This is a genomic window from Phenylobacterium immobile (ATCC 35973) (assembly GCF_001375595.1).
GTDB lineage: Bacteria > Pseudomonadota > Alphaproteobacteria > Caulobacterales > Caulobacteraceae > Phenylobacterium > Phenylobacterium immobile.
In genome coordinates this window covers 2,453,828-2,477,175 of the sequence record NZ_CVJQ01000001.1, presented here as the reverse complement: position 1 = coordinate 2,477,175, position 23,348 = coordinate 2,453,828, and the positions used below count along the sequence as shown (strand labels likewise).

The 23,348-nt window shown below is 67.4% G+C and carries 18 protein-coding genes; 11 read left to right on the top strand and 7 right to left on the bottom strand.

Annotation, left to right across the window (positions count from 1 at the left end):
- Positions 1 to 9: 9 nt before the first annotated feature.
- The 5 genes from BN1313_RS16345 (at position 10) to rsgA (ending at position 4,876) form a co-directional block, all read left to right on the top strand.
- Positions 10 to 2,670: a type ISP restriction/modification enzyme gene (locus BN1313_RS16345; RefSeq protein ID WP_176695993.1), complete on the top strand. Its 2,661-nt coding sequence runs from the start codon at positions 10 to 12 to the stop codon at positions 2,668 to 2,670.
- Between the two features lie 24 nt (positions 2,671 to 2,694).
- Entirely contained in the window at positions 2,695 to 2,994 is a 300-nt protein-coding gene (locus BN1313_RS16340; RefSeq protein ID WP_176695992.1) for a hypothetical protein, read from the top strand.
- 219 nt (positions 2,995 to 3,213) lie between these two features.
- A complete protein-coding gene (locus BN1313_RS12095) occupies positions 3,214 to 3,462 on the top strand; it encodes a hypothetical protein (protein WP_091740951.1) in 249 nt (82 codons plus the stop codon).
- Positions 3,463 to 3,471: 9 nt separating this feature from the next.
- On the top strand, positions 3,472 to 3,801 hold the full coding sequence (locus BN1313_RS12090; protein WP_091740948.1) for a hypothetical protein: 330 nt from the start codon (positions 3,472 to 3,474) through the stop codon (positions 3,799 to 3,801).
- 4 nt (positions 3,802 to 3,805) lie between these two features.
- Positions 3,806 to 4,876, top strand: coding sequence for a ribosome small subunit-dependent GTPase A (gene rsgA, locus BN1313_RS12085; RefSeq protein WP_091740945.1), 1,071 nt, complete (start codon positions 3,806 to 3,808; stop codon positions 4,874 to 4,876).
- A gap of 80 nt (positions 4,877 to 4,956) precedes the next feature.
- On the opposite strand, the gene BN1313_RS12080 is transcribed toward rsgA, so the two are convergent.
- Together BN1313_RS12080 and BN1313_RS12075 are read right to left on the bottom strand one after the other, a co-directional pair.
- Complete coding sequence (locus BN1313_RS12080) at positions 4,957 to 5,388, bottom strand: MFS transporter (protein WP_091740943.1); 432 nt, start codon at positions 5,386 to 5,388, stop codon at positions 4,957 to 4,959.
- A complete protein-coding gene (locus BN1313_RS12075) occupies positions 5,385 to 6,281 on the bottom strand; it encodes an MFS transporter (RefSeq protein ID WP_176695991.1) in 897 nt (298 codons plus the stop codon). The genes BN1313_RS12080 and BN1313_RS12075 overlap by 4 nt, the downstream gene beginning before the upstream one ends.
- Before the next feature lie 406 nt (positions 6,282 to 6,687).
- Here BN1313_RS12075 and BN1313_RS12070 point away from each other — a divergent pair, with 406 nt between their 5' ends.
- The 6 genes from BN1313_RS12070 to BN1313_RS12045 all read left to right on the top strand — a co-directional run bounded on the left by BN1313_RS12070 (position 6,688) and on the right by BN1313_RS12045 (position 16,200).
- Complete coding sequence (locus tag BN1313_RS12070; RefSeq protein WP_141653135.1) at positions 6,688 to 9,402, top strand: TonB-dependent receptor; 2,715 nt, start codon at positions 6,688 to 6,690, stop codon at positions 9,400 to 9,402.
- A 27-nt stretch (positions 9,403 to 9,429) separates the two neighbouring features.
- Complete coding sequence (locus BN1313_RS12065) at positions 9,430 to 10,839, top strand: FAD-binding oxidoreductase (protein ID WP_091740934.1); 1,410 nt, start codon at positions 9,430 to 9,432, stop codon at positions 10,837 to 10,839.
- Between the two features lie 203 nt (positions 10,840 to 11,042).
- Complete coding sequence (locus BN1313_RS12060) at positions 11,043 to 11,942, top strand: hydrogen peroxide-inducible genes activator (protein WP_218054361.1); 900 nt, start codon at positions 11,043 to 11,045, stop codon at positions 11,940 to 11,942.
- Positions 11,943 to 12,030: 88 nt separating this feature from the next.
- A complete protein-coding gene (locus BN1313_RS12055; protein ID WP_091740931.1) occupies positions 12,031 to 13,725 on the top strand; it encodes an ABC transporter transmembrane domain-containing protein in 1,695 nt (564 codons plus the stop codon).
- Complete coding sequence (locus BN1313_RS12050; protein ID WP_091740928.1) at positions 13,709 to 14,773, top strand: efflux RND transporter periplasmic adaptor subunit; 1,065 nt, start codon at positions 13,709 to 13,711, stop codon at positions 14,771 to 14,773. Before BN1313_RS12055 ends, BN1313_RS12050 begins: the two co-directional genes overlap by 17 nt.
- Positions 14,770 to 16,200 (top strand): TolC family protein, encoded by a 1,431-nt coding sequence (locus tag BN1313_RS12045; protein ID WP_091740924.1) that lies wholly within the window; start codon positions 14,770 to 14,772, stop codon positions 16,198 to 16,200. Before BN1313_RS12050 ends, BN1313_RS12045 begins: the two co-directional genes overlap by 4 nt.
- A gap of 65 nt (positions 16,201 to 16,265) precedes the next feature.
- Here BN1313_RS12045 and paoC read toward each other — a convergent pair whose 3' ends face one another.
- From paoC to BN1313_RS12020, 5 genes are all read right to left on the bottom strand, one after another.
- A complete protein-coding gene (gene paoC / locus BN1313_RS12040) occupies positions 16,266 to 18,449 on the bottom strand; it encodes an aldehyde oxidoreductase molybdenum-binding subunit PaoC (protein WP_091740921.1) in 2,184 nt (727 codons plus the stop codon).
- Positions 18,450 to 18,453: 4 nt separating this feature from the next.
- Positions 18,454 to 19,404, bottom strand: coding sequence for an FAD binding domain-containing protein (locus tag BN1313_RS12035; RefSeq protein WP_091740918.1), 951 nt, complete (start codon positions 19,402 to 19,404; stop codon positions 18,454 to 18,456).
- Positions 19,401 to 20,039 (bottom strand): aldehyde dehydrogenase iron-sulfur subunit PaoA, encoded by a 639-nt coding sequence (gene paoA, locus BN1313_RS12030; RefSeq protein WP_091740915.1) that lies wholly within the window; start codon positions 20,037 to 20,039, stop codon positions 19,401 to 19,403. The genes BN1313_RS12035 and paoA overlap by 4 nt, the downstream gene beginning before the upstream one ends.
- A 98-nt stretch (positions 20,040 to 20,137) precedes the next feature.
- Positions 20,138 to 20,722: a glutathione S-transferase N-terminal domain-containing protein gene (locus BN1313_RS12025; RefSeq protein WP_091740912.1), complete on the bottom strand. Its 585-nt coding sequence runs from the start codon at positions 20,720 to 20,722 to the stop codon at positions 20,138 to 20,140.
- Positions 20,723 to 20,746: 24 nt separating this feature from the next.
- Positions 20,747 to 23,269: a TonB-dependent receptor gene (locus tag BN1313_RS12020; RefSeq protein WP_091740909.1), complete on the bottom strand. Its 2,523-nt coding sequence runs from the start codon at positions 23,267 to 23,269 to the stop codon at positions 20,747 to 20,749.
- Between the last annotated feature and the right edge of the window lie 79 nt (positions 23,270 to 23,348).

Genomic DNA, 23,348 nt, shown 5'->3' with positions numbered 1-23,348 from the left:
GTCGCGCAGGTGCTGGCCTACGGCATGGTTATCGCAGCGCTTGGCGCCGAAGGGTCGGATGCTGACGGGGACGGTTTGGTCACAGTGGAGGAGGCGCGCGCCGCCCTCCGCCAATCCAACCCAGTTTTGGCGGCGGCGTTCGCGCCGTTGATGGACAAACCCGTTCTGCGAAACGCGGCGGCCGTCGAACTGGGCGCGCTGGAGACCTTGATCAGCGCCATTGACGTCGGTCGCGTCAACACCAGCTCTGATTCCAGAGGGGAGCCATGGCTATATTTCTACGAAGATTTCCTGAGCGCCTATGATCCCGATGAGCGGCGACAAGCAGGCGTTTACTACACGCCCGTAGCTGTCGTTCGGGCGATGACCCATATTACAAACCACTTGCTGGTGGAGCGCTTCAGCTTGCGTCTGGGCCTCGCCGAGGGCTCGGTCGTGACACTCGATCCAGCCGCGGGCTCGGGCGCTTTTCCACTCGCCGTCATCGACAAGGCCGTTGAGCAGGCGATCGTTATCCGCGGCAGAGCCGGCGCGCGGCAGGCCGCTCGGAATTTAGCGAACAATCTCTTTGCTTTCGAGCTGCTGCCCGGTCCGTATTCGGTATCACACCTGAGGCTCGGCCGACGCCTGACAGAACTTGCAGGTGAGGATGGGGGCCCGCACTCTGCTCAGGTCGTCTTGACTGATACGCTGGAGTCGCCGTTCCAACCGCCCCAACAGGCGGAGTTTTTTGGCGACGCAGAGGTTCTTGCGGCTGAGCAGCAACGCGCCCAAAGAATTAAACTTGAGCAGTCCGTCACCGTTGTCATCGGCAACCCGCCCTATCGTCGGGTTGAGCGGGATATAGCCGGTCGGGGCTCTGGCGGCTGGGTGCTCAACGGCGCGGTTCCGGGGCGCAACAGCGGCAAAAGTATTTTTGATGATATTCTAGATGTCGCTCGTGCCAATACAATATTCAGCCATCATGCTAGTCTGTATAACCTGTATGTTTACTTTTGGCGGTGGGCCTTGTGGAAAGCGTTTGAGGCGCAGGGTGGCGGGCCCGGTATTGTATCGTTCATTACCGGGTCAAGCTGGCTCGCAGGTCCAGGATTCGTCGGCTTACGTCAGTTGGCGAGGGAACTGGCCGACGACATCTGGGTGCTCGATCTCGGAGGCGACAATCACGGCGCGAATCCGGAGGATAATGTCTTCGCCATCGAGACGCCGGTGGCGATCGTTGTCCTTGTTCGTGACGGAGTTTCGGATCGAGCGAACCCGGCACGCGTCCGGTACCGCCGTATTCGTGGCGACAGGGAAAGCAAGCTCGCTGCAATGTCGGCCATCGCCGCGGCGGGTGATCCCCTCGCCGGTGAATGGACCGAGGCGACGGCGGATTGGATGGCTCCGCTCACGCCGACTACCGGCGACGCCGAGTGGGCGACCATGCCCCTGATAACTGATATCTTCCCGTGGCAGCAGCCTGGATGCAAGTTCGGCCGCACTTGGCCCGTGGCTCCCTCTCCTGAATTGTTGGCCCAGCGATGGGCGACGATTGCGGCAGCGCCACGTGAAAGAAAAGCGGCACTTTTCTACACCGCCACCTCCGGGCGGAATGTCGATACGAAGGTTGATGGTTATGCGCGGCTTAGCGACTCGGAGAGTGGGGATTCGCCTGAACCGATCCGGGGGTATGGCTATCGAAGCTTCGACCGCCAATGGGCTCTCGACGACCCTCGTCTGGCGAAGACCGACAGCCCTTCGCTCTGGCAGTCAGCCTCAGATAAGCAAATATTCCTGAGTTCGACGCTCACCGGTCAACTCGGCGTTGGGCCAGCGCTCACGGCGTCCGCATACGTTCCTGATCTTCACTACTTTCATGGTCGCGGTGGAAAAGATATTATCCCACTGTGGCGTGATCGGGCGGCGGAGGAGCCAAATCTGACGGCGGGTGTGAGCGAGTTGCTCAGTAAAGCGCTGGGGATTGCGCCGCCTACTGTCGAGGAGGTGGCGGCCTATACCTATGCAATACTGAACGCGTCCGCTTATCAGAGCCGATTTGCTGATGCGCTGCGGACTCCCGGGCTTCGTATCCCCATGACGGCAGACGCTAGCCTTTGGGGGCAGGCCGTCGAGGCGGGGCGCCACAGGTTGTGGCTGCAAACTTTCGCAGAGCGGTTACAAGATCCTTCCGCCGGCCTTGGTTCTCATGTGCCGCTTGTCGAAGGGATAGCCTGGGATGAAGCGGTGACACGCATCCCTATGGATAGTTCCAACATTGTTTACGATGCCGAGACTGAGACGCTTACCATTGGAAACGGCAAGGTCGTCGGGGTGAGACCCGAAGTGTGGGCTTTCAAGGTCAGTGGCATGTCGGTGCTTAGCAAATGGCTCGGTTACCGAACGGCCAAAGGTGCAGGGCGAGCGGCAAAATCTAATAATGAACTTGATCGAGTGCGATCCGGGGTTTGGCACGACACCTGGAATGACGAATTGCTCGACCTCATTCGTGTCCTCACGCTGACGCTTGAGGACGAACCGGTGCTGGCGAGCCTGCTGGAACGGATCTGTGATGGGCCGCTCATCGAAGCCAGCATGCTGCCGACGCCCAAAGCCCAAGAACGCCGACCGCCGGCTACACTTGCCCGCGTCTCAGCTATGTCCGCTGCCGGACCGGCCACGAATACCTGAGGCCAAAGCCGTGAATGAAGCGTTGTGGGAGTTCCCGATCCGCAGCGAATCGTCCACCAAGGCTATATGTCTCAGTTAGATATGTTCGGTTCGCTGCCTAAGCCGGCACAAACGCTGCCTACCGCAGATAGCGTGCGCCCTGAATTGACCGCACTGCTTACCCGCCTCCGCGTCAGCGAAACGATGCCGCTATCGCCCAAAGATTTACGGTTCTGGCGCACGGTGTTCCCCCAGATGTCTCGCTGGCTGCCGGAAGACGAACGCAATGCCATGTGCGCTTCTTTTGTGGCGGAGCTTGCTCGTCTTGAAAGTCGCGCGGCCTGATTGGGCACAGCCGTGCTCTAACTAGGCGTGGAGTTGTTGTCGTATTCTCAGAATAGTTGGAAATTCCGCTAGTAGTGCAAGCCGGATACGAGCCTTCTCACGCAACCCGGAGCCGCCACTGGCGACGAGCGTGGCCACCGCCGAGGATCAGCGCTCTTCAGACAGGCCGAGGCCTTCGTCCCCCGTTGACCGCACCTGCGAACGCGCGCCTGTGGCGGCATGGCTAAGGAAACCGTCCATATCGTGCAGGCCTATGTCCGCGGGCGCGGCAAGGCCTTGAAGGCTGAGCAGCAGGTGGGGTGCAAGACCGCCGAGGAGGCGCGGCGCAAGGCCGAGCGGCTGGGGCCGTTGCGGGTGGGCGTGGTGGCGTTTTCGGCGACGGCGGACACCGAGATGGGCGACTACGACGAAAATCCGGTGATCCTGTTCCGCTCGGGAGAGTTGCCGCACCCCTTCTCCGAGAGCTAACTGCCGGCCATGGCGAAGAGCAAACAGGCCCAGGAGTTTCCGATCGAGGTGGAGGGCGAGGCCTATGTCTGGCGCCTGCAGCGGCAGCCGGCGTGGTCGAGCGATGTGGCCGGGTGGCGCGGCAAGGCGCTGGCCGTGCGCCATGTCGAGGGCAAGCGCGAGGCGGTGCTGGAGTTTCCGCCGGGGCGCCAGCCGCGCTATGGCGCGCCGCAGCTGCAGGCCTCGAACATCCCCGTGGACGTGGTGGCCCGGGCGATCGCCTCGGCCATCGCCGCGGGCTGGGCGCCGTTCTCGCGGGGCAAGACGGTGACCTTCAGCGTCGACGAGACCGGCGCTTGAGCCTTTGATCACCGCATACGGATGGTCCGCGAGCCTGGCCGAGGCCTTCGCGGCCTTCGCCCAGGCGGGCTATGCGCCCGGCCGCGTCGTCGTCCAGCATCGCGAGAGCTATGACGTGGTCACCGAGCACGGCGAGGTGCGGGCGAAGATCTCCGGCCGGCTGCGCGAAGGCGCGGCGGAGGCCGGCTATCCGGCGGTGGGCGACTGGGTGGCGCTGTCGCTCGAGGGCGGCGAGGGCGCGGCGGTGATCCAGGAGGTCCTGCCGCGGCGCACGGCCTTTGTGCGCCGCGCGGCCGACAGCACGCAGCGCACCCAGGTGATCGCCGCCAACATCGACGTGGCCTTCGTGGTGACCTCGCTGAACGCCGACCTCAATCCGCGGCGGATCGAGCGGTTCCTGGCGGCGGCCTGGCAGAGCGGGGCGCGGCCGGTGGTGGTGCTGACCAAGGCCGACCTTTCAGAGGATCCGCAAGGCCAGGCCGCGGCGATCGCCGAGGTGGCGGCCGGCTGCCCGGTGCTGGTGGTCTCGGCGCGGGCGGGCGTGGGGCTGGACGGGCTGCTGGACCAGGTGGCGGTGGGCGAGACCTGCGTGCTGATCGGCTCGTCCGGGGTGGGCAAGTCGACGCTGGTGAACGCGCTGGCCGGAACCGAGCGGATGGCGACCGACGCCATTCGCGCCGGCGACGACCGGGGGCGGCACACCACCAGCCACCGAGAGCTGATCCTGCTGCCGGGCGGGCGGCTGATCCTGGATACGCCCGGGGTGCGCGAGGTGGGGCTGATCGACGCCGAAGAGGGCGTCAGCGCCGTGTTCGACGATATCGAGCGGCTGGCGGAAGGCTGCCGGTTCAGCGATTGCGGGCACGCGAGCGAGCCGGGCTGCGCGGTGCAGGCGGCCCTGGCGGACGGGACGCTGGATGCGGCGCGCTGGGCGAGTTTCCAGAAGCTGGGGGTCGAGGTGGCGTCGGTGGAGGCCAAGACCGACCGGGCCAGCCGCGAGGCCGAGCGCCGCCGCGCCGCCGCCCTGCAGCGGGCCTACCGGACGACCAAGCGCAACGACCGCGGCGGGGCCTGATCGCGGACGCCACGGCTTGAACGCAAATGGCCGCCGACATGGCTGTCGACGGCCATCGCATGGGGCAGGCGCCGTCTCGCCTAGGGGTGGACGGCCGAGCTGGCCTTGAGGCCGTTCTTGTCGAAGTCGCGCATCGCCATGAAGAAGGGGATGATCCCCAGGGCGAGTGTGATCGGGGCGAACAGCATGCCGTAGCGCAGCGCCAGGACCGGTCCGACGCTGGGGGTGAAGTAGTCGCTGATCATGCCGACGGCGAGCGGGCCGAGGGCCTGACCGACGACGGTGGAGGCGATGACGGTGGCCGCCGCCGCCATGCCGCGGTAGTTGGCCGGGACCATCTCCAGCGTCAGGGCGAGGTATGGCGCGACCCGGAAGGCGATGGTGAAGCTGCCGCCGATGCCGCCGAGGATCATCAGGGGGAAGGTCGGGGCGAGGGCGTAGAGCACGCCGGCCGGGATGGTGATGATGTTGACCAGCGCCGGCAGGAGCAGGATCCAGCGTTCATCCTTCAACTTGCGGGCGAGCCAGCCGGTGATGAAGCCGCCGCCGATGCCGCCGAGGATGCCGGCCAGCGCGCTGATCGGCGCCTGGGTGGCGCGATGTCGGCCGCGGTCAGGTCATAGGCGCGCATGGCGAGCGCCGGGCCCCAGGCGCCCAGCGTCGAGCCGCCGAGCGCGGTGATGGCGGTGCCGATGAAGATCAGCATGAAGGGCCGCGACCGGCCCATCAGCTTGACGGCCTGGCCGAGGGTCGCAGCCTGCAGGGGCGCGGCCGCCGCGCCGCCGACGGGCGCGTCGTCCTTGCCGCCACGGGCCGGTTCGCGAATGGTCAGCCACGTCAGCAGGCCGATGACGATGCCGGGCAGGCCCAGCAGGATGAACGACATCCGCCAGCCGTATTCCGCCGCGACGAAGCCGATCAGCGGCGTCAGCATGACGGCGCTGAAGGGTTGGCCCATGTTGAAGATGGCGATCATCTTCGGCCGGGCTTTCCTGTCGAAGTAGTCCGAGATCAGCGACATCGAGGTCGGCGTGCCGGTGGCCTCGCCGATGCCGACGCCGGCGCGGGCGAGCGCCATCGTCGCGAAATTGGTGGCGAAACCGCAGAGCGAGGTCATCAGCGACCAGAGCCCGACGCCGATGGCCAGGATGTTGCGGCGGTTGCCCCGGTCGGCCCAGCGCGCGATCGGCACGCCCAGGAGGCCATAGAGCAGGACGAAGGCGAGACCCGTGAGCAGGCTCATCGAGGTGTCGCTGGCGCCGAGCTCTTCCTTGATGGGCTGGAGAAGCAGGCCCATGACGGTGCGGTCGGCGACGCTCAACACATTGGTGAGCGTGAGAATGATCAGAACGTAATAGGCGTAGGCCTGTGACGTCGGTTTACCCGGCGCGGCTGCTGAAGACATCATACCCCCTGGTACGCCGGTTCTCACAGCAGGGCTGCGGCCGACGCATATGTGCGGACCCCAGCCCGCGCGGCGCCATTTAACCAAGGGTTTGGCGTTCGTCGATGGCCCAAATACGCAAGCGAGGGTGCGGACGGGCCAAATCTTTGACTTACACTGTACGTTGAAAACACTGGTGATTTTCTGCGCAAGCGTCAGATGCGGCGGCGGGCGGCTTCAGGTTGGGTTCATGGCCGCCCAGGCAAGAGGCGCCGATGGGTTTGTCGCAGACATGTTGCAGCCGCGGCGCCGGGCCGCCGGAATCTTTCAGCGCCGCAAGGAACCGAAGGGGGCCTGCAATTTTCCTGCAAGCGGAGCCTTGTCTTAAGGCCTGCCGGCCTCCCCGCCGCAAAAGTTTGAGAGCATGATGTCCCGATCCCGCGCCGCCGTTCGCCTGTTTGACACCGCCGCCCGATCGGCCGTGGTTCTGCTTCTGTTGTCCGCGGCCGCGCCGGCGTTGGCGCAAAGCGCCCCGCCGCAATCGGGCCCCGCGACGGGCGCCGGCGGCATGCTGGAGGACGACTTCGAGGTCGACGCCCTTGTCGTCACGGGGGCCCAGCCGCGGGGCGCCGTGGTCGGCGATATCGCGCCGGAGATCGAGGTCGACGCCCGTGAGATCCGAGGCTACGGCGTGAGCAACGTCGCCGAACTTCTCGAAGCGCTCGCGCCGCAGACCGAGAGCGCGCGCGGCCGCGGCGGCGGCATGCCCGTGGTGCTGGTGAACGGCATGCGGATCTCCAGCTTCGCCGAAATCCGCGACCTGCCGACCGAGGCGATCGTGCGCGTGCAGATCTTCCCGGAGGAGCTGGCGCTGAAGTACGGCTATCGGGCCGACCAGCGGGTGGTGAACTTCATCCTGCGGCCGCGTTTCCGGGCCCTGACCACGGAGGTCAGCGGCAGCGCGCCGACCGATGGCGAGCCGTTGAGCGGCGAGCTGGAGATGACGGGCGTGCGCATCCGCCAGGACGACCGGATGCAGCTGACGGCCGAGGTCACCGGCGCGCAGCGGCTGCTGGAGAGCGACCGCAATGTGGTGAGCCGCACGACCGGCGGCGCGCCCTTCGACCTGATCGGCAATGTCACCGCCTCGCCCTATGACTCCGGCGCGCTGGCGGACCCGACCCTGGGCGCCGTCGCCGGCGCGCCAGCCGGCCTGGTGGGCGCGCCGACCCTCACGCAGTTTGCGACCACGCCCAATGTGACCCAGACCGGCGACTACCGGACGCTGCGCCCGTTGACGCGGGGCCTGTCGATGAACGGCCTGATGGCCAAGAGCCTTGGGAATGGCGTCTCGGCGACCTTGAACGCGACGCTGGACCTGACCAACAGCCAGAGCCTGCTGGGCCTGTCGGAGACCACCCTCACCGTGCCGGCGGGCAATCCGTTCTCGCCGTTCTCGAGCGCGGTGGACCTGCAACGCTACGCCAGTCCGCTCACCCGCGAGGCGGACACCCTGGCCGGCCATCTGGGCGTGGCGGTGAATGGCGCCTATTCCGGCTGGCGCTGGTCGTTCACCGGGGGCGCGGACCGCAACGAATCCGACACCGTGACCGACCGCGGCTACGACGTGGCGCGGCTACAGGCGGCGCTGAACGCGGGCGACCCCACGGTCAATCCCTTCAGCTCAAGCTCGCTGGCGGCGTTGGAGCGGCTGTCGTCGGATCGGGCGCGGTCGGTCAGCAACGCGGCCAACGCCGAGATGCTGGTCAACGGCCGGCTGTTCGACCTGCCGGCCGGCGGCGTGAACGCGGCCTTCACCGTCGGCGCCGACACCACCCGCGTGGACAACCGCTCGTTCCGCTCCGGCGTGACCCGGGAGACCGAGCTGTCGCGGACGGCGGGCCACCTGCAGGGCAGTTTCGACTTCCCTATCGCCAGTCGTCGCTCAGGCGTGCTGGATGGCGTCGGCGACCTGTCGGTGAACCTGAACCTGGCGGCCGACCAGCTGTCGGATTTCGGGACGCTGACGACCACGGGCTTTGGCGCCAACTGGGGGCCGATCGAGGGCCTGCGCCTGATCGCCAGCTTCACCCATGAGGAGGGCGCGCCGACCATCGCCCAGCTGGGCGACCCGGAGTTGGTGACGGAAGGCGTCCGGGTCTTTGACTTCACGCGCGGCGAGACCGTGCTGATCAACCGCCTGAGCGGCGGCAACCCCCTGCTGTCGTCGGACAACCGCGAGGTCATCAAGTTCGGCGGCTCGTTCAAGCCGTTCAAGAGCCAGAACTTCACCCTGCGCGCCGACTACGTGAAGAGCCGGATCAACGATGTGATCGCCGCCTTCCCGACGGCGACCGCGGAGATCGAGTCGGCGTTCCCCGAACGATTCCAGCGCGACGCCGATGGTCGCCTGATCAGCATCGACAGCCGGCCGGTGAACTTCGCCCGGCAAGATCAGGCGCAGCTGAAGTGGGGCTTCAACTTCTCAAAGTCGTTGGGGCCGCAGCGGCCGGCGGGCCCGCCCGGCGCGGCCCAGGCTTTCGGGCCGCCGCCGGAAGGCGGCGGTCCGCCCCCAGGCGGCGGCTCCCGCGCGGGCGGCGGCGGGCCGGGCGGCGGCGGGTTCCGTGGGCCTGGCGGCTTTGGCGGCGCGCGCGGCCGGGGCGGCAACCTGCAGTTCGCCATCTTCCATACGGTGCATTTCCGCGACGATATCCTGATCCGCAACGGCGTGCCGAAGCTCGACTTCCTCAATGGCTCGGCCGGCGGCCAGGGCGGCGGGCAGCCGCAACATGAGATCCAGGTCCAGGCCGGGGCGTCGAAGAACGGGCTGGGCTTGCGCATGACCGCGGACTGGCAGGCGGCGACGCGGGTGGACGGCGGCCTGACCGGCGGAGACGATCTGCGGTTCTCCGACCTGACGACGGTTGATCTGCGGCTGTTCGCCGACCTGGGCCAGCAGCCCTGGGCGCGGGGCAACCCGTGGCTGCGCGGGGCGCGGGTGTCGCTGTCGTTAGACAATGTGTTCGACCAGAAGCTGAAAGTGACAACCCCTGATGGCGTGACGCCGGTGAACTACCAGCCCGACTTCCTCGATCCCTTGGGCCGTACCGTGAAGGTGAGCTTCCGCAAGCTGTTCTTCTGATCCGCGCGGAGGTGTAAACTTGGCGGCATGACCGCTCTCGTCCCCGCTGATGTCGTCTCGCGTCTGAAATCGGTGCTTGGCCCGGAGGGGTGGAGCACCGATCCCGACCGCCTCGCGCCGAAACTTGTGGAGTGGCGCGACCGTTGGAGCGGGCATACGCCGCTGCTCGTGCTGCCGAAATCGGCGGACGAGGTCTCGGCGATCGTCGGCATCTGTTTCGAAGCGGGCGTCGCGATCACCCCACAGGGCGGCAACACCGGCCTGGTGGGCGGCCAGATTCCCATGGGCGAGATCCTGCTGTCGACGGAGCGGATGCGCGCGGTCCGCCTGACAGACACCTTTGACGACGTGCTGGTGGCCGAGGCCGGCGTGACCCTGGCGGCTGTGCATGAGGCGGCCGCGGCGGTGGGACGGCGGTTTCCGCTGGGTCTCGCGTCCGAGGGTTCGGCGACGGTCGGGGGCTTCGTCTCGACCAACGCCGGCGGGACACAGGTGCTGCGCTATGGCTCGACCCGGAATCTGGTGCTGGGCCTGGAGGCGGTGCTGCCCAATGGCGAGATCTGGAACGGGCTGAAGCGACTGCGCAAGGACAACACCGGCTACGACCTCAAGCAGTTGCTGATTGGCGGCGAGGGCACGCTGGGGGTGGTGACGGCGGCGGCGCTGAAGCTTCATCCGGTCTATGCATCGCGTGGCGTGGCGATCTGCGCCGTGGCGACGCCGCAGGCGGCTGTGGAGCTTCTGAACCTCGCCAAGGACAAGGCCGGCGGGGCGATCGAGGCCTTCGAGCTGATGAACCGCGAGGTCCTTGAGCTGGCCATTCGCCACATCCCTGGCGTGCGCGACCCGCTGGCTGCGGCATCGCCCTGGTACGTCCTGGCCGAATTCAGCGCCGCCGAGCCCGGCTCAGCCGAGGCGGCGATGGAGCGTTGTCTGGCCGAAGGGCTGGAGCGCGCATTGATCAGCGATGCGGTGATCGCGCAGACGGAAAGTCAGGCGGCGGCCTTCTGGCGTATCCGCGAGAGTCTTTCAGCGGCGCAGAAGCCGGAAGGCGCGGGCTGGAAGCACGATGTGGCGGTGCCGGTCAGCCGGGTGGCCGAGATGATCGAGGCGGGCAGCCGGGCGGTGCTGGCCCTGGCGCCCCAGGCCCGGGTCGCCGCCTTTGGACACGTTGGCGATGGCAATATCCACTTCAACATCGTTCGGCCGGCGGGCGGCGATGAGGCGGCCTTCGACGCCTTGCGCGACGCCGGCGCGCACGCCGTGCATGATGTGGTGATGGCGCTGGACGGCTCGATCTCGGCCGAACACGGCCTGGGCTCGATGAAGACCGAGGAGGCGCGGCGCTATAAGAGCCCCGTCGAGGTCGCGGCCATGGCGGCGATCCGGCTGGCGCTGGACCCGAAGCGGATCATGAACCCGCGGGTGTTGTTCTAGGAATAGCCCGCTCGTTCCGGCTTGCGCCAGGATGAGGGGGCGATGGTCTGCACCTCTAGAGCTAGTCGCTGAGAGCGACGCTTGATCCAAGGCTTCCGGGGGAGAGCGTTGCGTCGCACCGCCAAGGCCTGGGCTCAGCTTCGCCACAAGGTTTAAGCTAAAGATCCGGCGCGCCCGCCGTTCGCTCATGTCAGAGCCCGTCCATGAACCAGAACGGCATGCCCACCGTCCGCCAGCTCCTATATCTGATCGCGCTAGGCGAGCAGGACAGCTTTACGAGGGCGGCGGCGGCGGTGGGCGTCTCGCAGCCGTCCTTCTCGCAACAGATCCTTCACCTCGAGGCCCTGCTCGGCGGGCCGGTGGCTGAGCGAGGTCGCAAGGCGGCGCTGACGCCACTGGGCCGCGAGGCGGTCGTCGTCGCCCGCAGAGCGCTCGCCGAAGTTCAGGCTTTCACCGCCTTGGCCGGCGGGCGGGGTTTGACCGGCATGATCCGGCTCGGGGTGTCGCCGACACTGGGTCCCTATCTGCTGCCCAGGCTTGTCGCCCGGCTTCATTCCGAGAGTCCGACTCTCAGGCTTCACGTGCGCGAGGGCCTTCCCTCGATGCTGACCGAAGAGCTCGCCGAGGGCGCTCATGATGTCGTCCTGCTGCAATTGCCGGTCGATGAGGAGCGCTTTCACGTCGAGTTGCTCCTTCGCGACGCCGTCCACGTCGCCATGGCCGCTGACGATCCGCTGGCCGGCGTCGAAGCGATTGAATTGGAGCATCTGCGAGGCCGCGGACTGCTCACCCTGCAGCCACAGTACCGGATGAGCATCCAGGTGGCGGCCCTGGCCGAGCAGGCCGGCGCCTTCGTCCTTGGCGACTATGAGGGCGCGAGTCTGGGCGCCATACGGCAGATGGCCGGCATGGGCATGGGGCTGGCGCTATTACCTGAACTTTACGTGCGCCAGGAGGTGCGGGGGACGGACGACGTCGTGATCAAGCCCTTCGCAGGAGGACGCCTGTTTCGCGAGGTTGGCTTGGCGTGGCGACGCGGCGCTGGACGGCGACCAGGCTTCTCAGCCTTGGCCACCATGATCCGCGACGCCGCAAGGACATAGGATAAACCTATGGATTTCAAATTGTAATCAAGGTTGATCGAATATTGCGCGGCGCCCAGATGCCTCGACGAAGGCACGGGATATCGGAATGGCGGCGACTGAAGATTTTGGCATCAGGGCTCTGGGCGGCTGGATTCGCCAGGTGCTGGCGCCGGACGCGGCCTATGTCCGGCTAGCTGTTGTCTATGGCCTGGCCATTTCGCTCCTGTCGCTGGCCACTCCGATCTCCGTGCAGCTACTCATCAATTCGGTGGCCAGCCTCGCCTTGCCGGCGCCGCTATTCACTCTGTCTGCGGTGCTGTTCCTGCTGCTGGTGGTGGCCGGTTTGCTCAGCGCTGCGCGCGCCCACCTGATGGCGCTGTTCGAACGGCGGGTGTTCGCCCGCATCGTCGCGGAAATCACCCTTCGCGCCGTCCATGCTCAGAACCCCTTCTTCGGCGATACGCAAAAGGGCGACCTGTTCAACCGGTTCTTCGACCTGATGGCGGTCCAGAAGGCGATGCCGAGCCTGTTGATCGGGGCTTTCACCATTCTCTTGCAGGGGATCGTGGGCCTGACGGTCACCAGCTTCTACCATCCGTTCTTCATCGCCTTTAACGTCACCCTGGTCCTCGTCCTGTTTCTCGTTTGGCGGCTGTGGGCCGACGGGGCGGTGCGCACGGCCGTGGAGGTCAGCCACGCCAAGCACGCCGCCGCCCACTGGCTGGAGAGCGTGGGCGGTTCCAACGGCTTCTACCAGTCCGGCCGCCATCTCGACTTTGCGATGGACCGATCGGAGGCCGTGACCAAGGCTTACGTCACCGCCCACGACCGCCACTTCCGCTACAGTTTCAGCCAGACGGTCGCCCTGCTCCTCATCTATGCGATGGCGAGCGCAGCGCTGCTGACGCTCGGCGGGTGGCTGATCATTCAGGAGGAGCTTTCGATTGGCCAGCTCGTGGCCGCCGAACTGATCCTGTCGGGCGTCTTCTACGGCATCGCCCAGCTCGGCGGCTATCTGGACGTCTTCTACGAGTTCGCCGCCAGCCTCGAGGAATTGTCCCTCTTCTGGGCTATTCCCCAGGAAAACAACCGCAGCCGCGCAGCGGTCGGGCCGGCCAACGGCGAGATCCGCATGCAGGGCGTAGAGATCGGCGATCACCGCTTCGACTTCACTGTTGCGAGCGGCGAACAGCTGGTGGTGGTCGCCGAGCCTGGCGTCGACCGCACGCTGGCGCTGCTCCTCAAACGCCACAGCGCTCCAGAGCACGGCATGGCGATCATCGGCGGCGCGGACATCGGCGCCTTCGACATGTACCGCTTGCGATCGGACGTCTTCGTCATCGACCGACCGACCATCGTCGAGATGACCATCCGTGAGTACCTGACCCTCGCCGCTCCCGGTTCGTCAGAACGCATCCTGCAGGCGCTGGACTGCGTCGGTCTGACCGCGCGGATCGGCCGCTTGCCCAAGGGACTCGACACGCAGCTTTCTAGCTCTGGCTGGCCCCTGGCCCTGGACGAAATGATCGCCCTGAAACTGGCTGCCGGGGTCCTCGTCGCCCCGCGAGTGCTTATGCTTTCTTCGCTGTTCGACCTCCTGCCGGCGCAGCGGATCGCCCCCGCTCTGGCGCTGCTGCGTGCGGCGGGCACGACGGTGCTGCGCTTCACCTCCCACCCCCGTGCCCTGAGCCTCGAAGGCTGGTTGTGGATGGGCGCGCGGGAGCAGCATCGGTGCGACGGCCCCGACGATCTGGTGGCGCTGCAATCGGACCAGGGAACGGCCCATGCCCTTTCGGCCTGAACACATCGCGCATTTCCAGACGCTGGCGTCGCTCAATCCCCCGCGCGTCATGCGCGTCCTTGCCGCCATGATCCTGATCGGCTTCGTCCTTGTGGCCGCTCTGATGTTCGCGGCCCCATGGGTGCAGACCGCGCCGGGCGTTGGTCAGGTGGTCGCGCTCGACCCGCGTGATCGGGTCCAGGAGCTGACCGCCATGGTGTCTGGGCGGGTCGAGGCCTGGTATGTCACCGATGGCCAGCAGGTCGCCGAGGGCGAGCCCATCGCCCGCATCGTCGATAACGACCCCGACCTCTTGGCCCGTCTGGGCGCAGAGCGTGGCCAGGTGCTGGCCGAGATCTCGGCCGCCCAGGCGGCGGTCGATGTCGCCCTGCTGGATGTCGACCGCTACCGCAGTCTGCATGCGGAAGGCCTGGCCGCCCGGCGTGACCTGGAAGGCACGCAGATCCGCGTCGCCGACCTCCGGGCCAAGCTGGCTGAGAGCCGCTCAAAGCTGAACCGCATCGACGTGTCGCTGAGTCGCCAGGCCGCGCAGGTGGTTACGGCGCCGCGCGACGGCCGCATCCAGGCGATCAATGGCGCAGCTGGCGGGTCTTATGTTTCAGCCGGGACGGTGCTGGCCACCCTGGCTCCGGAAAGGGCGGTGCGTGTCGTTGAGCTGATGCTGGATGGCCGCGACGTTGTCCTTGTGCGGCCGGGCCAGAGGGTCAGGCTGGCGTTCGAGGGGTGGCCCGTAATCCAGTTCAGCGGATGGCCTTCTGTCGCCCGGGGTCTTTTCGACGGGCAGGTGCGCTCGATCGACCCCACACCCCAGGCGAGCGGCCTCTTCCGGGTGCTGGTCGAGCCATCGTCGACTTCCAGCCCGTGGCCGGACGCAAACTTCCTGCGTATCGGCGGCAAGGCGCGCGGCTGGGTCCAGATGGAGACGGTGAGCGTGGGCTATGAGCTGTGGCGCCAACTCAACGACTTCCCGCTCAAGTTCCGCAGCCCCGCCAAGGAGGCCGAGGCTGAGGGGTATGGCCCAAAGGCGGCCGTAGAGATCAAGAAATGATCCGCATTCGGTTCGTCGCCGCCTTCCCGTCACTCATCGCCGCCCTGCTGATCGCCGTCCCGGCGCCGGGCGTGGCCGCGGCGCTGACCTTGGAAGAGGTGCTCACCGCCTCCGCCCGGCACACACCGCAGATTCTCGACGCCATGGCGCGCGAGCGCCAGGCCGCCGGCCGCCGCGTCGCCGCGGAGGGCGCCTTCGACACGGTGTTCGAGGTCGACGCAGGCGCGCGTCCGAGCGGCTATTACGACGGCGCCGTGGCCGAGGCCAAGGCGACCACGCCCTTCACACGCAACGGCGGCTCGATCTATGCGGCCTACCGCATCTCCACAGGAACCCTGCCGACCTACGACGCGCGCGGCTACACTAACCGGCTGGGCGAAGCGAAGGTTGGCGCGGTCTTCGCCCTGTGGCGCGACCGGCTGGTCGACGAGCGGCGCACGCGTCTCGACCTTGCCTACTCCGACATGCAGGTCGCCCGGCTGGAGCGGCAAATCGTCGAGGTGGGCGTTCAACGGCGAGCGATCGAGGGGTATCAAGCCTGGGTCGCGGCTGGGCTGCGCGTTGCGGTCTATCGCGACCTTCTAGAGTTGGCTGACGCCCGGCAGCAGTCCATTCAGCGCCAGGTCGCGCTCGGCGGCCGAGCCGAGATTCTTGCGGTGGAGAACCGGCAGAACATTCTTCGACGGCGCGCCTTGCTGGCCCGGGCCGAACAGGACTTGGCCAAGGCCGCCAACGACCTTTCGCTCTTTCTGCGCAATGAGGAGGGAGAGCCCGTTTCGCCCAGCCCCGATCGGCTGCCTCCGAGCCTGCCGAGCCTGGCGGTGCCCAGTGCCGAGGCGGCCGGGGCCATGGCTTTCGAGCGACCGGACCTCGAAGCCATCTTGGTGCGGCTCGAACAGTCCGACGTGCGGCGTCGCCAGGCCGAGAATGATTTGGCCCCCCGACTCGACCTGCGCGCCGAGGTGTCGAAGGACATCGGCGCGGTGGGGTTGGGCGGCGCGACACGAATCCCGTCGGAAACCCTCGTCGGCCTTCGGCTCAGCCTTCCGCTGCAGCAGCGTCAAGCGCGCGGCAGGCTTGCTGAGGTGGCGGCCGAGATCGACGGGCTTCGTCGTCGCCGCCAATGGCTGGAGGACCAGATCATGGTCGAGATCCGGAACATCGGTCTCCAACTCGAGGCCAACGACCGCATCGTCGCCCTGACCTCGGAGGAGGTCGCACTGACCGCTCGTCTCGCCGAGGCCGAGCGCCGGCGGTTTGCGCTTGGGGCTAGCGACTTCATCCTGGTCAACCTGCGCGAGGAACAGGCCGCCGACGCCCGGCTACGCTTAGTCGATGCTGAATTGCGCCGGGCCGGCGCCCGAACCGAGCTCCTGGCCGCCACCTTCGACCGGCGTAGCTTGGCCCTCGAGCCGACATCCGGCTGAAATTTCCTCGCCGCCCTGATCGTCTCAACCCGGCTATGCCTGGAGATCAGGAGCCCAGGCTTGGCTCAGACCAGCAGCTTGTCCAAGGTGATCGGAAAATCGCGGACGCGCACGCCGGTGGCGTTGTAGACGGCGTTGGAGACGGCGGCGGCGACGCCGCAGATGCCCAGTTCGCCGACGCCCTTGGCCTTCATGGGCGAGGACTTGTCGTCGACCTCGTCCAGGAAGATGACCTCCTGGTGCGGGATGTCGGCGTGGACGGGCACCTGGTACTCGGCCATGTCGTGGTTGATGAAGCCGCCCATGCGCTTGTCGACGACGGCGTGCTCCATCAGCGCTGCGCCCGTGCCCATGACCATCGCGCCGATCACCTGGCTGCGGGCCGACTTCGGGTTGAGGATGCGGCCGGCGGCGCAGACGGCGAGCATCCGGCGGACGCGGACTTCGCCGGTGTAGGCGTCGACGGCGACCTCGGCGAAGTGGGCGCCGAAGGTGGCCTGGGCGTAGGTCTTGCGCAGGTCGCCGTATTCCATGGCGTCTTCGGCGATCAGGCCTTCGGGGCCCGCGGCCTCGGCCAGCGTCATGCGGTGGTTGCCCGCGCGCAGTTCGTCGCCGTCGTAGACGGCGGACGCGTCTTCGAAGCCGTGCTTGGCGGCGATCATCGCGCGCAGCTTCATGCAGGCGGCGTAGACGCCCGCGGTGGCGCTGTTGCCGCCCCACTGGCCGCCTGAGCCGGAGGAGACCGGGAAGGCGGAGTCGCCCAACTGGACGCTGACGTTGGCGACGCTCGTCCCCAGCATCTCAGCCGCCGTCTGGGCGATGACCGTGTAGCTGCCGGTGCCGATGTCGGTCATGTCGGTGAGAACCGTCACATGGCCCTTGGAATCGAGGACGATCCGGGCGGCCGACTTCATGGTCAGGTTGCCGCGGAACGCCGCCGCCATGCCAAGGCCCACTTGCCAGCGGCCGTCGCGCAGGCGGCCGGGTTTCGGGTCGCGCTTGGACCAGCCGAACTTCTCGGCGCCCAGCGTCAGGCAGCCGATCAGGTCGCGGTGCGAGAAGGGGCGCTTGGGACCGGCTTCCGGATCGTACTGGACGTCGTTGATGATGCGCAGCTGGACCGGGTCCATGCCGATGCGCTCGGCCAGTTCGTCCATGGCGACTTCCAGGGCGTGAAGGCCTGGCGCCTCGCCAGGCGCGCGCATGGCGTTGCCCTCGGGCAGATCCAGCACCGCCAGACGGTGGGCGGTCATGCGGTTGGCGCCGCCGTAGAGCATGCGCGTCTGGTTGGCCGCGGTCTCGGGCCCGCCGCCGGGCAGGTCGCCGGACCAGCTTTCATGGGCGATGGCGGTGATCTTGCCGTCGGAGCCCGCGCCGATACGGATGCGCTGGATGGTGGCGGGGCGGTGGGTGGTGTTGTTGAACACCTGGCCGCGGGCCAGCGCCAGCTTCACCGGCCGGCCGGCGGCCTTGGCGCCCAGGGCGGCCATGATCACGTCGGCGCGGATCCACAGCTTGGAGCCGAAGCCGCCGCCGACATAGGGCGAGACGACGCGGATGTTCTCCTTGGGCAGGTTGAGCGTCGCGGCGACGTCGCGGATCGCCCAGGCGATCATCTGGTTCGAGGTCCACAGCGTCAGCTTGTCGCCGTTCCATGCCGCGGTGGTGGCGTGCGGCTCCATCATGGCGTGGCACTGGTCGGGGGTCGTGTAGGTCTCGTCCAGCTTGACCGGCGCTGTTGCAAAGGCGCCGGCGAAATCGCCGACGGCGGTGTCGGGCTGGCCTTCGGTGGGCTTGACGGCGCTGTCCTTGGCGGCGGCGAGGTCGAAGCTTCCCTGGATCTCAGTGTAGCGCACCTTGATGCGTCGCGAGGCGTCGCGGGCCTGTTCGAAGGTCTCGGCGACGACCACGGCGACGGCCTGGTCGAAGTGCTCGACCTCGGGCCCGGCCAGCAGCCTGGCGGTGTGGGCGCCGGCCTTGGTCAACGGCCCGGCGTTCTGCCAGGTGACCACGGCGAGGACGCCGGGCGCGCGTTTCGCGGCGGCGACGTCGATCGAGTCGATGCGGCCCTTGGCGATGGACGAGCCCAGGATGTAGCCGTAGGCGGCGTTCGGGGCTGCGTCATGGCGCTCGTAGGCGTACGGCGCCATGCCCGTCGTCTTGAGCTTGCCGTCGATGCGGTCGATCGGCTGGCCGATGATCTTCAGCCGGTCGATCGGGTTGGTGGTGGCGGGCGTGTCGAACTTCATCGCCTTATGCCTTCGCTTGATCGAACACGCCGTTCAGGGTGCGCCGCAGCAGCGTGACCTTGAAGGCGTTCTCGGGGGTGGTCTTGGCGCCGGCGAGGACCGCTTCCGCCACGGCGTCCGCGCCGTGGGCGGCTTGGGCTTCGGCCGCCTCGATCCGCCAGGGCCGCGGGGCCACGCCGCCGAAAGCCAGGCGGGGCGCGCCGTCCTTGGGCAGGATCGCCGCCACCGAGACGAGCGCGAAGGCGTAGGACGCCCGGTCGCGCACCTTGCGATAGATGTGCTTGCCCGCCACCGGCCGCGGCAGAGTGACGGCGGTGATCAGCTCGCCCGGCGTCAGAGCGGTCTCGACATTGGGCGTCGCGCCCGGCAGGCGATGGAACTCGCCGATCGGGATGACGCGGGCCTTGCCGTCGCCGTGAACCGTCTCGACCTTGGCGTCGAGCGCGCGCAGCGCTACGGCCATGTCGCCGGGATAGGTGGCGATGCAGGCGTCGCTGACGCCCAGGATTCCCAGGCTGCGGCTGAAGCCCTCGATCGCCGAGCAGCCGGAGCCGGGCTTGCGCTTATTGCAGGGCTGGGTGGTGTCGTAGAAGTAGGGGCAGCGGGTCCGCTGCAGCAGGTTGCCACCAGTAGTGGCCTTGTTGCGAAGTTGGCCCGAGGCGCCGGCCACGAGCGCGCGGCTGAGGACGCCATAGTCGCGGCGGACGCGGGCGTCGGCGGCCAGGTCGGTGTTGCGCACCAGGGCCCCGATGCGCAGGCCGCCGTCGGCGGTGTCCTCGATCCTGTCGAGTCCCAGGCGGTTGACGTCGATCAGGTGGGCGGGCGCCTCGATCTCGAGCTTCATCAGGTCGAGCAGATTGGTGCCGCCGGCGATGAATTTCGCGCGCGGGTTGGCGGCCGCGGCCCTGGCGGCCTCGGCGGGAGTCGCGGCGCGCTGATAGGTGAAAGTTTTCACGCCTTGATCCCCCCGACTTCAGCGATCGCGTCGATGATGTTCGAGTAGGCGCCGCAGCGGCAGATGTTGCCGCTCATCCGCTCGCGCAGCTCTTCGAGGCTGGCGACCGGCGCGCCGGCGATATCGGCGGTGACGTGGCTGGGGATGCCGGCCTTGAGTTCTTCGAGGACCGCGACGGCCGAGCAGATCTGGCCCGGGGTGCAGTAGCCGCACTGGTAGCCGTCGTGCTTCACAAAGGCGGCCTGCATGGCGTGGAGATGCTCCGGCTGGCCCAGGCCCTCGATGGTGACGATCTCGTCGCCCTCGTGCATGACCGCCAGCGTCAGGCAGCTGTTGATGCGCCGACCGTCGATGTGGACCGTGCAGGCGCCGCACTGGCCGTGGTCGCAGCCCTTTTTCACGCCCGTCAGCCGCGCGTGCTCGCGCAGGGCGTCCAAGAGCGTGGTGCGGTTGTCGAGGGTGAAGGTCGCCGACTCGCCGTTGATCTTCAGGGTGACCGGCGTGGCCGCCGGCGGCGCTTCAGGCGCGGCTGTCATGGTCTGGGCCAGGGCGGGGGTTGCGGTGGACAGGGCGCCGGTGGCGGCTGCGCCGACAAGCAGTCCCCGCCGCGAGACGGGTAGGTCTTCCGGTTGCATCGTCGCTCCCACTCATGTTCGGCCTCAACGCGCGAAGCCGCCGAAAGGCGCCGGCGTCGTCCCATCCCCGGGACGACGCCGGCGTTCTTGATCAAAGCTTAAGCAAGGCCTTCTTCCTGCAACGAACGCTTCACCGCGTCGCGGGCCGCCATGCGGTCGTAGTAGGCGGGGAAGGGGTCGGCCAGGTCAACGCCGACCTTCTTGCACCAGCTGAGCACCGTGAAGAGATAGGCGTCGGCGACCGTGAACTCCGGACCGAAGAGGTAGCCGTCCTGCACGCGCGGGGCGAGCAGCGACAGCCGCTTGGTGATGCGTTCGCGGGCCGTGGCCTTGGCCTCGTCCGTTCCGCCCTGGAACAGGACGCCGAACTGCTTGTGCAGTTCGGTCGAGATGTAGGTCAGGGTCTCGATCGTGCGGATCTGCGCCAGCTCGCCCTTGGCCGCCACGCCCGGCGCCTGGCTGGCGATCCAGGTCATGATGGCGACGTTCTCGGTGAGGAGCTCGCCGCTATCGAGGGCCAGCGCCGGAACATAGCCCTTGGGATTGATCTGCCAGAAGTCGTCGCCTCCCGCTGTCTGCTTGGCGCGCAGGTCGACCTTGACCAGGTCGTGGGCCAGGCCAGCCTCATTGAGCGCGATGTGGTCGGCCATGCTGCAGGCGCCGGGGGAGTAGTAGAGGATCATGAAAGTCTCCGAGGTTGGCGAGGTTCAGAACTTCGACCGCAGCGTCACACCGTAGGTGCGCGGCGCGCCGAGGAAGGCGTCGTAGGTGATGGTGTCGAGGGCCGGATTGTAGATGCGGTTTGTGGCGGAAAGGCCAGACTGGCCTTGCAGCACGCCGTTGAAGGCCACTTGCACGTACTTTTTGTTGAACAGGTTCTGGCCCCAGAACTCGAACATCCAGCGCTCGTCGTCAGAGCCGAAGCCGACGCGGCCGTTGAACACGGTGAAGCCCCTCTGGTTCTTCGGCGGGAACAGGTCGGAGCCGGTGTTGTAGGCCGAGACGTACTTGCCGCCGAGGTTGAAGAGCGCCTTGAGGCTGGTTCCCACCGGGGTCTCATAGGTGACGGCGGCCGAGGCGGAGTGCTTCGGGGCGAGCGACAGCCGCGAACCGGGGAGAAGGACAAGCGCGTTGGTCGGATCGTTCGGCACGGCCTCATCGCCATATTTGGTGAGCGCATAGGTGTAGCCGGCCTGGACCGAGAGCCCCCGCACGGGCGCGAACCACAGGAGGTCGAGGTCGACGCCCTTGGACTTCACGGTGGGGATAGAGCGCACCACGAAGGAGGTCCCGAGGAAGGTGTTCAGCTGGAAGTTGTCGAACTGCTGGTGGAACAGCGAGCCGTTCAGCAGCAGGGAGCGGTTCAGCAGGGTCGTCTTGGCGCCGACTTCGTAGCTGTCGACCGTCTCGGGCGCGAAGAAGGTGTTGGTGACCGGCACGACACCCGGGCCGCCGCTCTGCAGGCCGTTGGAGGACTGCGAGCGGTCGAGGTTGTAGCCGCCGGCCTTGTAGCCGCGGGCGTAGGAGGCGTAGGCGAACGCCCCCGGCGAGAAGCGGTAGGAGGCCTTGACGGTGCCCGACCACTGCTTGTCATCGTCGTACTGGGTGTAGGTCAGGCCGTTGAAGAAGGGGTTGGCCCACGGCAGGCAGAGGTTTCCGATGATGGTCGGCGTCTGGGCGGCGCCGACCACGCCGGCGATCTGGGCCTGCCGGCCAAGGGCCGCGGCGCAGGCGATGCTGGAGCCGGAGTTGGCCTGGTAGGTGTCGACCTTCTTGGTGTCCCAGCTATAGCGCAGGCCGACCGTCACATCGAAGGCGTCGGTCACGTGGAAGGTGTTGTTGGTGAAGCCGGCCAGGGTGGTGGCGCGCTGGTTGTAGTGGTCGCGTTGGCCGGCGCCTTGCGGGAAGTTGGAGCCCGGCGGGCGGCCAGTGAGCGCGGCGACGAAGTTGGCGCTGGCGCCGTTGGACAGCAGCAGGCCGAAGTAGCGCTCATAGTCAGCGCCGAAGAGGAAATTGCTGTCGTTCACCAGGCGCTCGTCGGCGAAGAACATGCCGGCCAGCCAGTCCAGCTTGCCGCTCGTCCCAGCGATCCGCACTTCCTGGCTGAAGGTGTTGAACTTCACGAAGTTCGTGCCGTCCTTGGCGCGGTAGGCGATGTCGGCGGTGGAGAAATCCGAGTCCTGGCCCTGGTCGGTCTTCCAGTTGCGCAGCGCGGTGATCGCCGTGATGTCGGCCCAGCCGATGTCGAAGTCGGCCTGCATCGACAGGCCCATGTCGATGAAGTCCTGCGGGGCGCCGCGGTTCGAATAGACGACGCGATCGTAGGGATCGGCCGGGTTGGACACGCCCTTGAACGGCGCGGCCAGGGCGTTGATCACGCTGGCCGTGGGGCCGGTGCGGATCTGCACGGCGCCGCAGCAGTTTTCAGAGCGGTTGGTGTAGTCGGCGATGAAGCGGAAGGTCGCGTCTTCGGCCGGGGTGAACAGGGCCTGGGCGCGGACCGACCAGAATTCCTGGTCGGCGTCCTGGGTGACGGTGTTCGGGCCCTTGCCGACCACGACGTCGTTGAAGCCGTCGCGCTCGCGGCCGACGACATAGAGGCGGCCGGCGAGCTTGTCGGGGATGATCGGGCCGGTCACCGAGACCGAGGCGCCGCGGGCGTCGTAGTTTCCATAGGTGGCCTCAGCCTGGCCGCCGAAGGTCCACTCGGGGCCCTTGGTGAGGACGTTGATGACGCCGGCCGAGGTGTTCTTGCCGAACAGGCTGCCTTGCGGGCCTTTCAGAACCTCGATGCGCTGCATCTCGCCGAGGTCGCCGAAGCTGACGCCGTTGCGCGGCCGGTAGACGCCGTCGATGACGACGCCCACGGAAGATTCGAGGCCCGGGTTGTCGCCGACCGTGCCGACGCCGCGAATGCGCGCCGTGGTCGAGGCCTCCGACGTCGTCGAGGTGACGATCATGCCGGCGGTCAGCAAGGTCAGGTCCTTGATGTCGCGCACGCCCGAATTCTGCAGGAGCTTCTCCGGCAAGGAGGTCACGACGACCGGCACGTCCTGCAGGTTCTGCTCGCGCTTCTGGGCGGTGACGATCAGGGCGTCGACGGTCAGGTCGGCGCTGTCGGCCTGGACGCCGGTCTCAGCGGTCGTTTGCGCCTGGGCGTTCGCGCCGATGGACAGCGCGGCGAGCACCGCGATGGAGGCCGCGGCGCGAAGTGTCTGGGTTGAGCGCATGTCCGATCCCTTCGTATCGCGCTGCGTTGTCCGCGGCGCGCGCTCGCAAGGCGGACCTTGCGTCGTCTGAAGGGTGAAC

Excerpts from the sequence above, each read along its gene's own strand:
- BN1313_RS12025 (WP_091740912.1), bottom strand. The coding sequence starts at position 20,722 with ATGATCCTCTACTACTCCCCCGGCGCCTGCAGCATGGCCGACCACATC.
- BN1313_RS12095 (WP_091740951.1), top strand. The coding sequence starts at position 3,214 with ATGGCTAAGGAAACCGTCCATATCGTGCAGGCCTATGTCCGCGGGCGC.
- BN1313_RS12050 (WP_091740928.1), top strand. The coding sequence starts at position 13,709 with ATGCCCTTTCGGCCTGAACACATCGCGCATTTCCAGACGCTGGCGTCG.
- BN1313_RS12090 (WP_091740948.1), top strand. The coding sequence starts at position 3,472 with ATGGCGAAGAGCAAACAGGCCCAGGAGTTTCCGATCGAGGTGGAGGGC.
- BN1313_RS12045 (WP_091740924.1), top strand. The coding sequence starts at position 14,770 with ATGATCCGCATTCGGTTCGTCGCCGCCTTCCCGTCACTCATCGCCGCC.
- paoA (WP_091740915.1), bottom strand. The coding sequence starts at position 20,039 with ATGCAACCGGAAGACCTACCCGTCTCGCGGCGGGGACTGCTTGTCGGC.
- paoC (WP_091740921.1), bottom strand. The coding sequence starts at position 18,449 with ATGAAGTTCGACACGCCCGCCACCACCAACCCGATCGACCGGCTGAAG.
- BN1313_RS12020 (WP_091740909.1), bottom strand. The coding sequence starts at position 23,269 with ATGCGCTCAACCCAGACACTTCGCGCCGCGGCCTCCATCGCGGTGCTC.
- BN1313_RS12070 (WP_141653135.1), top strand. The coding sequence starts at position 6,688 with ATGTCCCGATCCCGCGCCGCCGTTCGCCTGTTTGACACCGCCGCCCGA.
- BN1313_RS12075 (WP_176695991.1), bottom strand. The coding sequence starts at position 6,281 with ATGTCTTCAGCAGCCGCGCCGGGTAAACCGACGTCACAGGCCTACGCC.
- BN1313_RS12065 (WP_091740934.1), top strand. The coding sequence starts at position 9,430 with ATGACCGCTCTCGTCCCCGCTGATGTCGTCTCGCGTCTGAAATCGGTG.
- BN1313_RS12060 (WP_218054361.1), top strand. The coding sequence starts at position 11,043 with ATGAACCAGAACGGCATGCCCACCGTCCGCCAGCTCCTATATCTGATC.
- BN1313_RS12055 (WP_091740931.1), top strand. The coding sequence starts at position 12,031 with ATGGCGGCGACTGAAGATTTTGGCATCAGGGCTCTGGGCGGCTGGATT.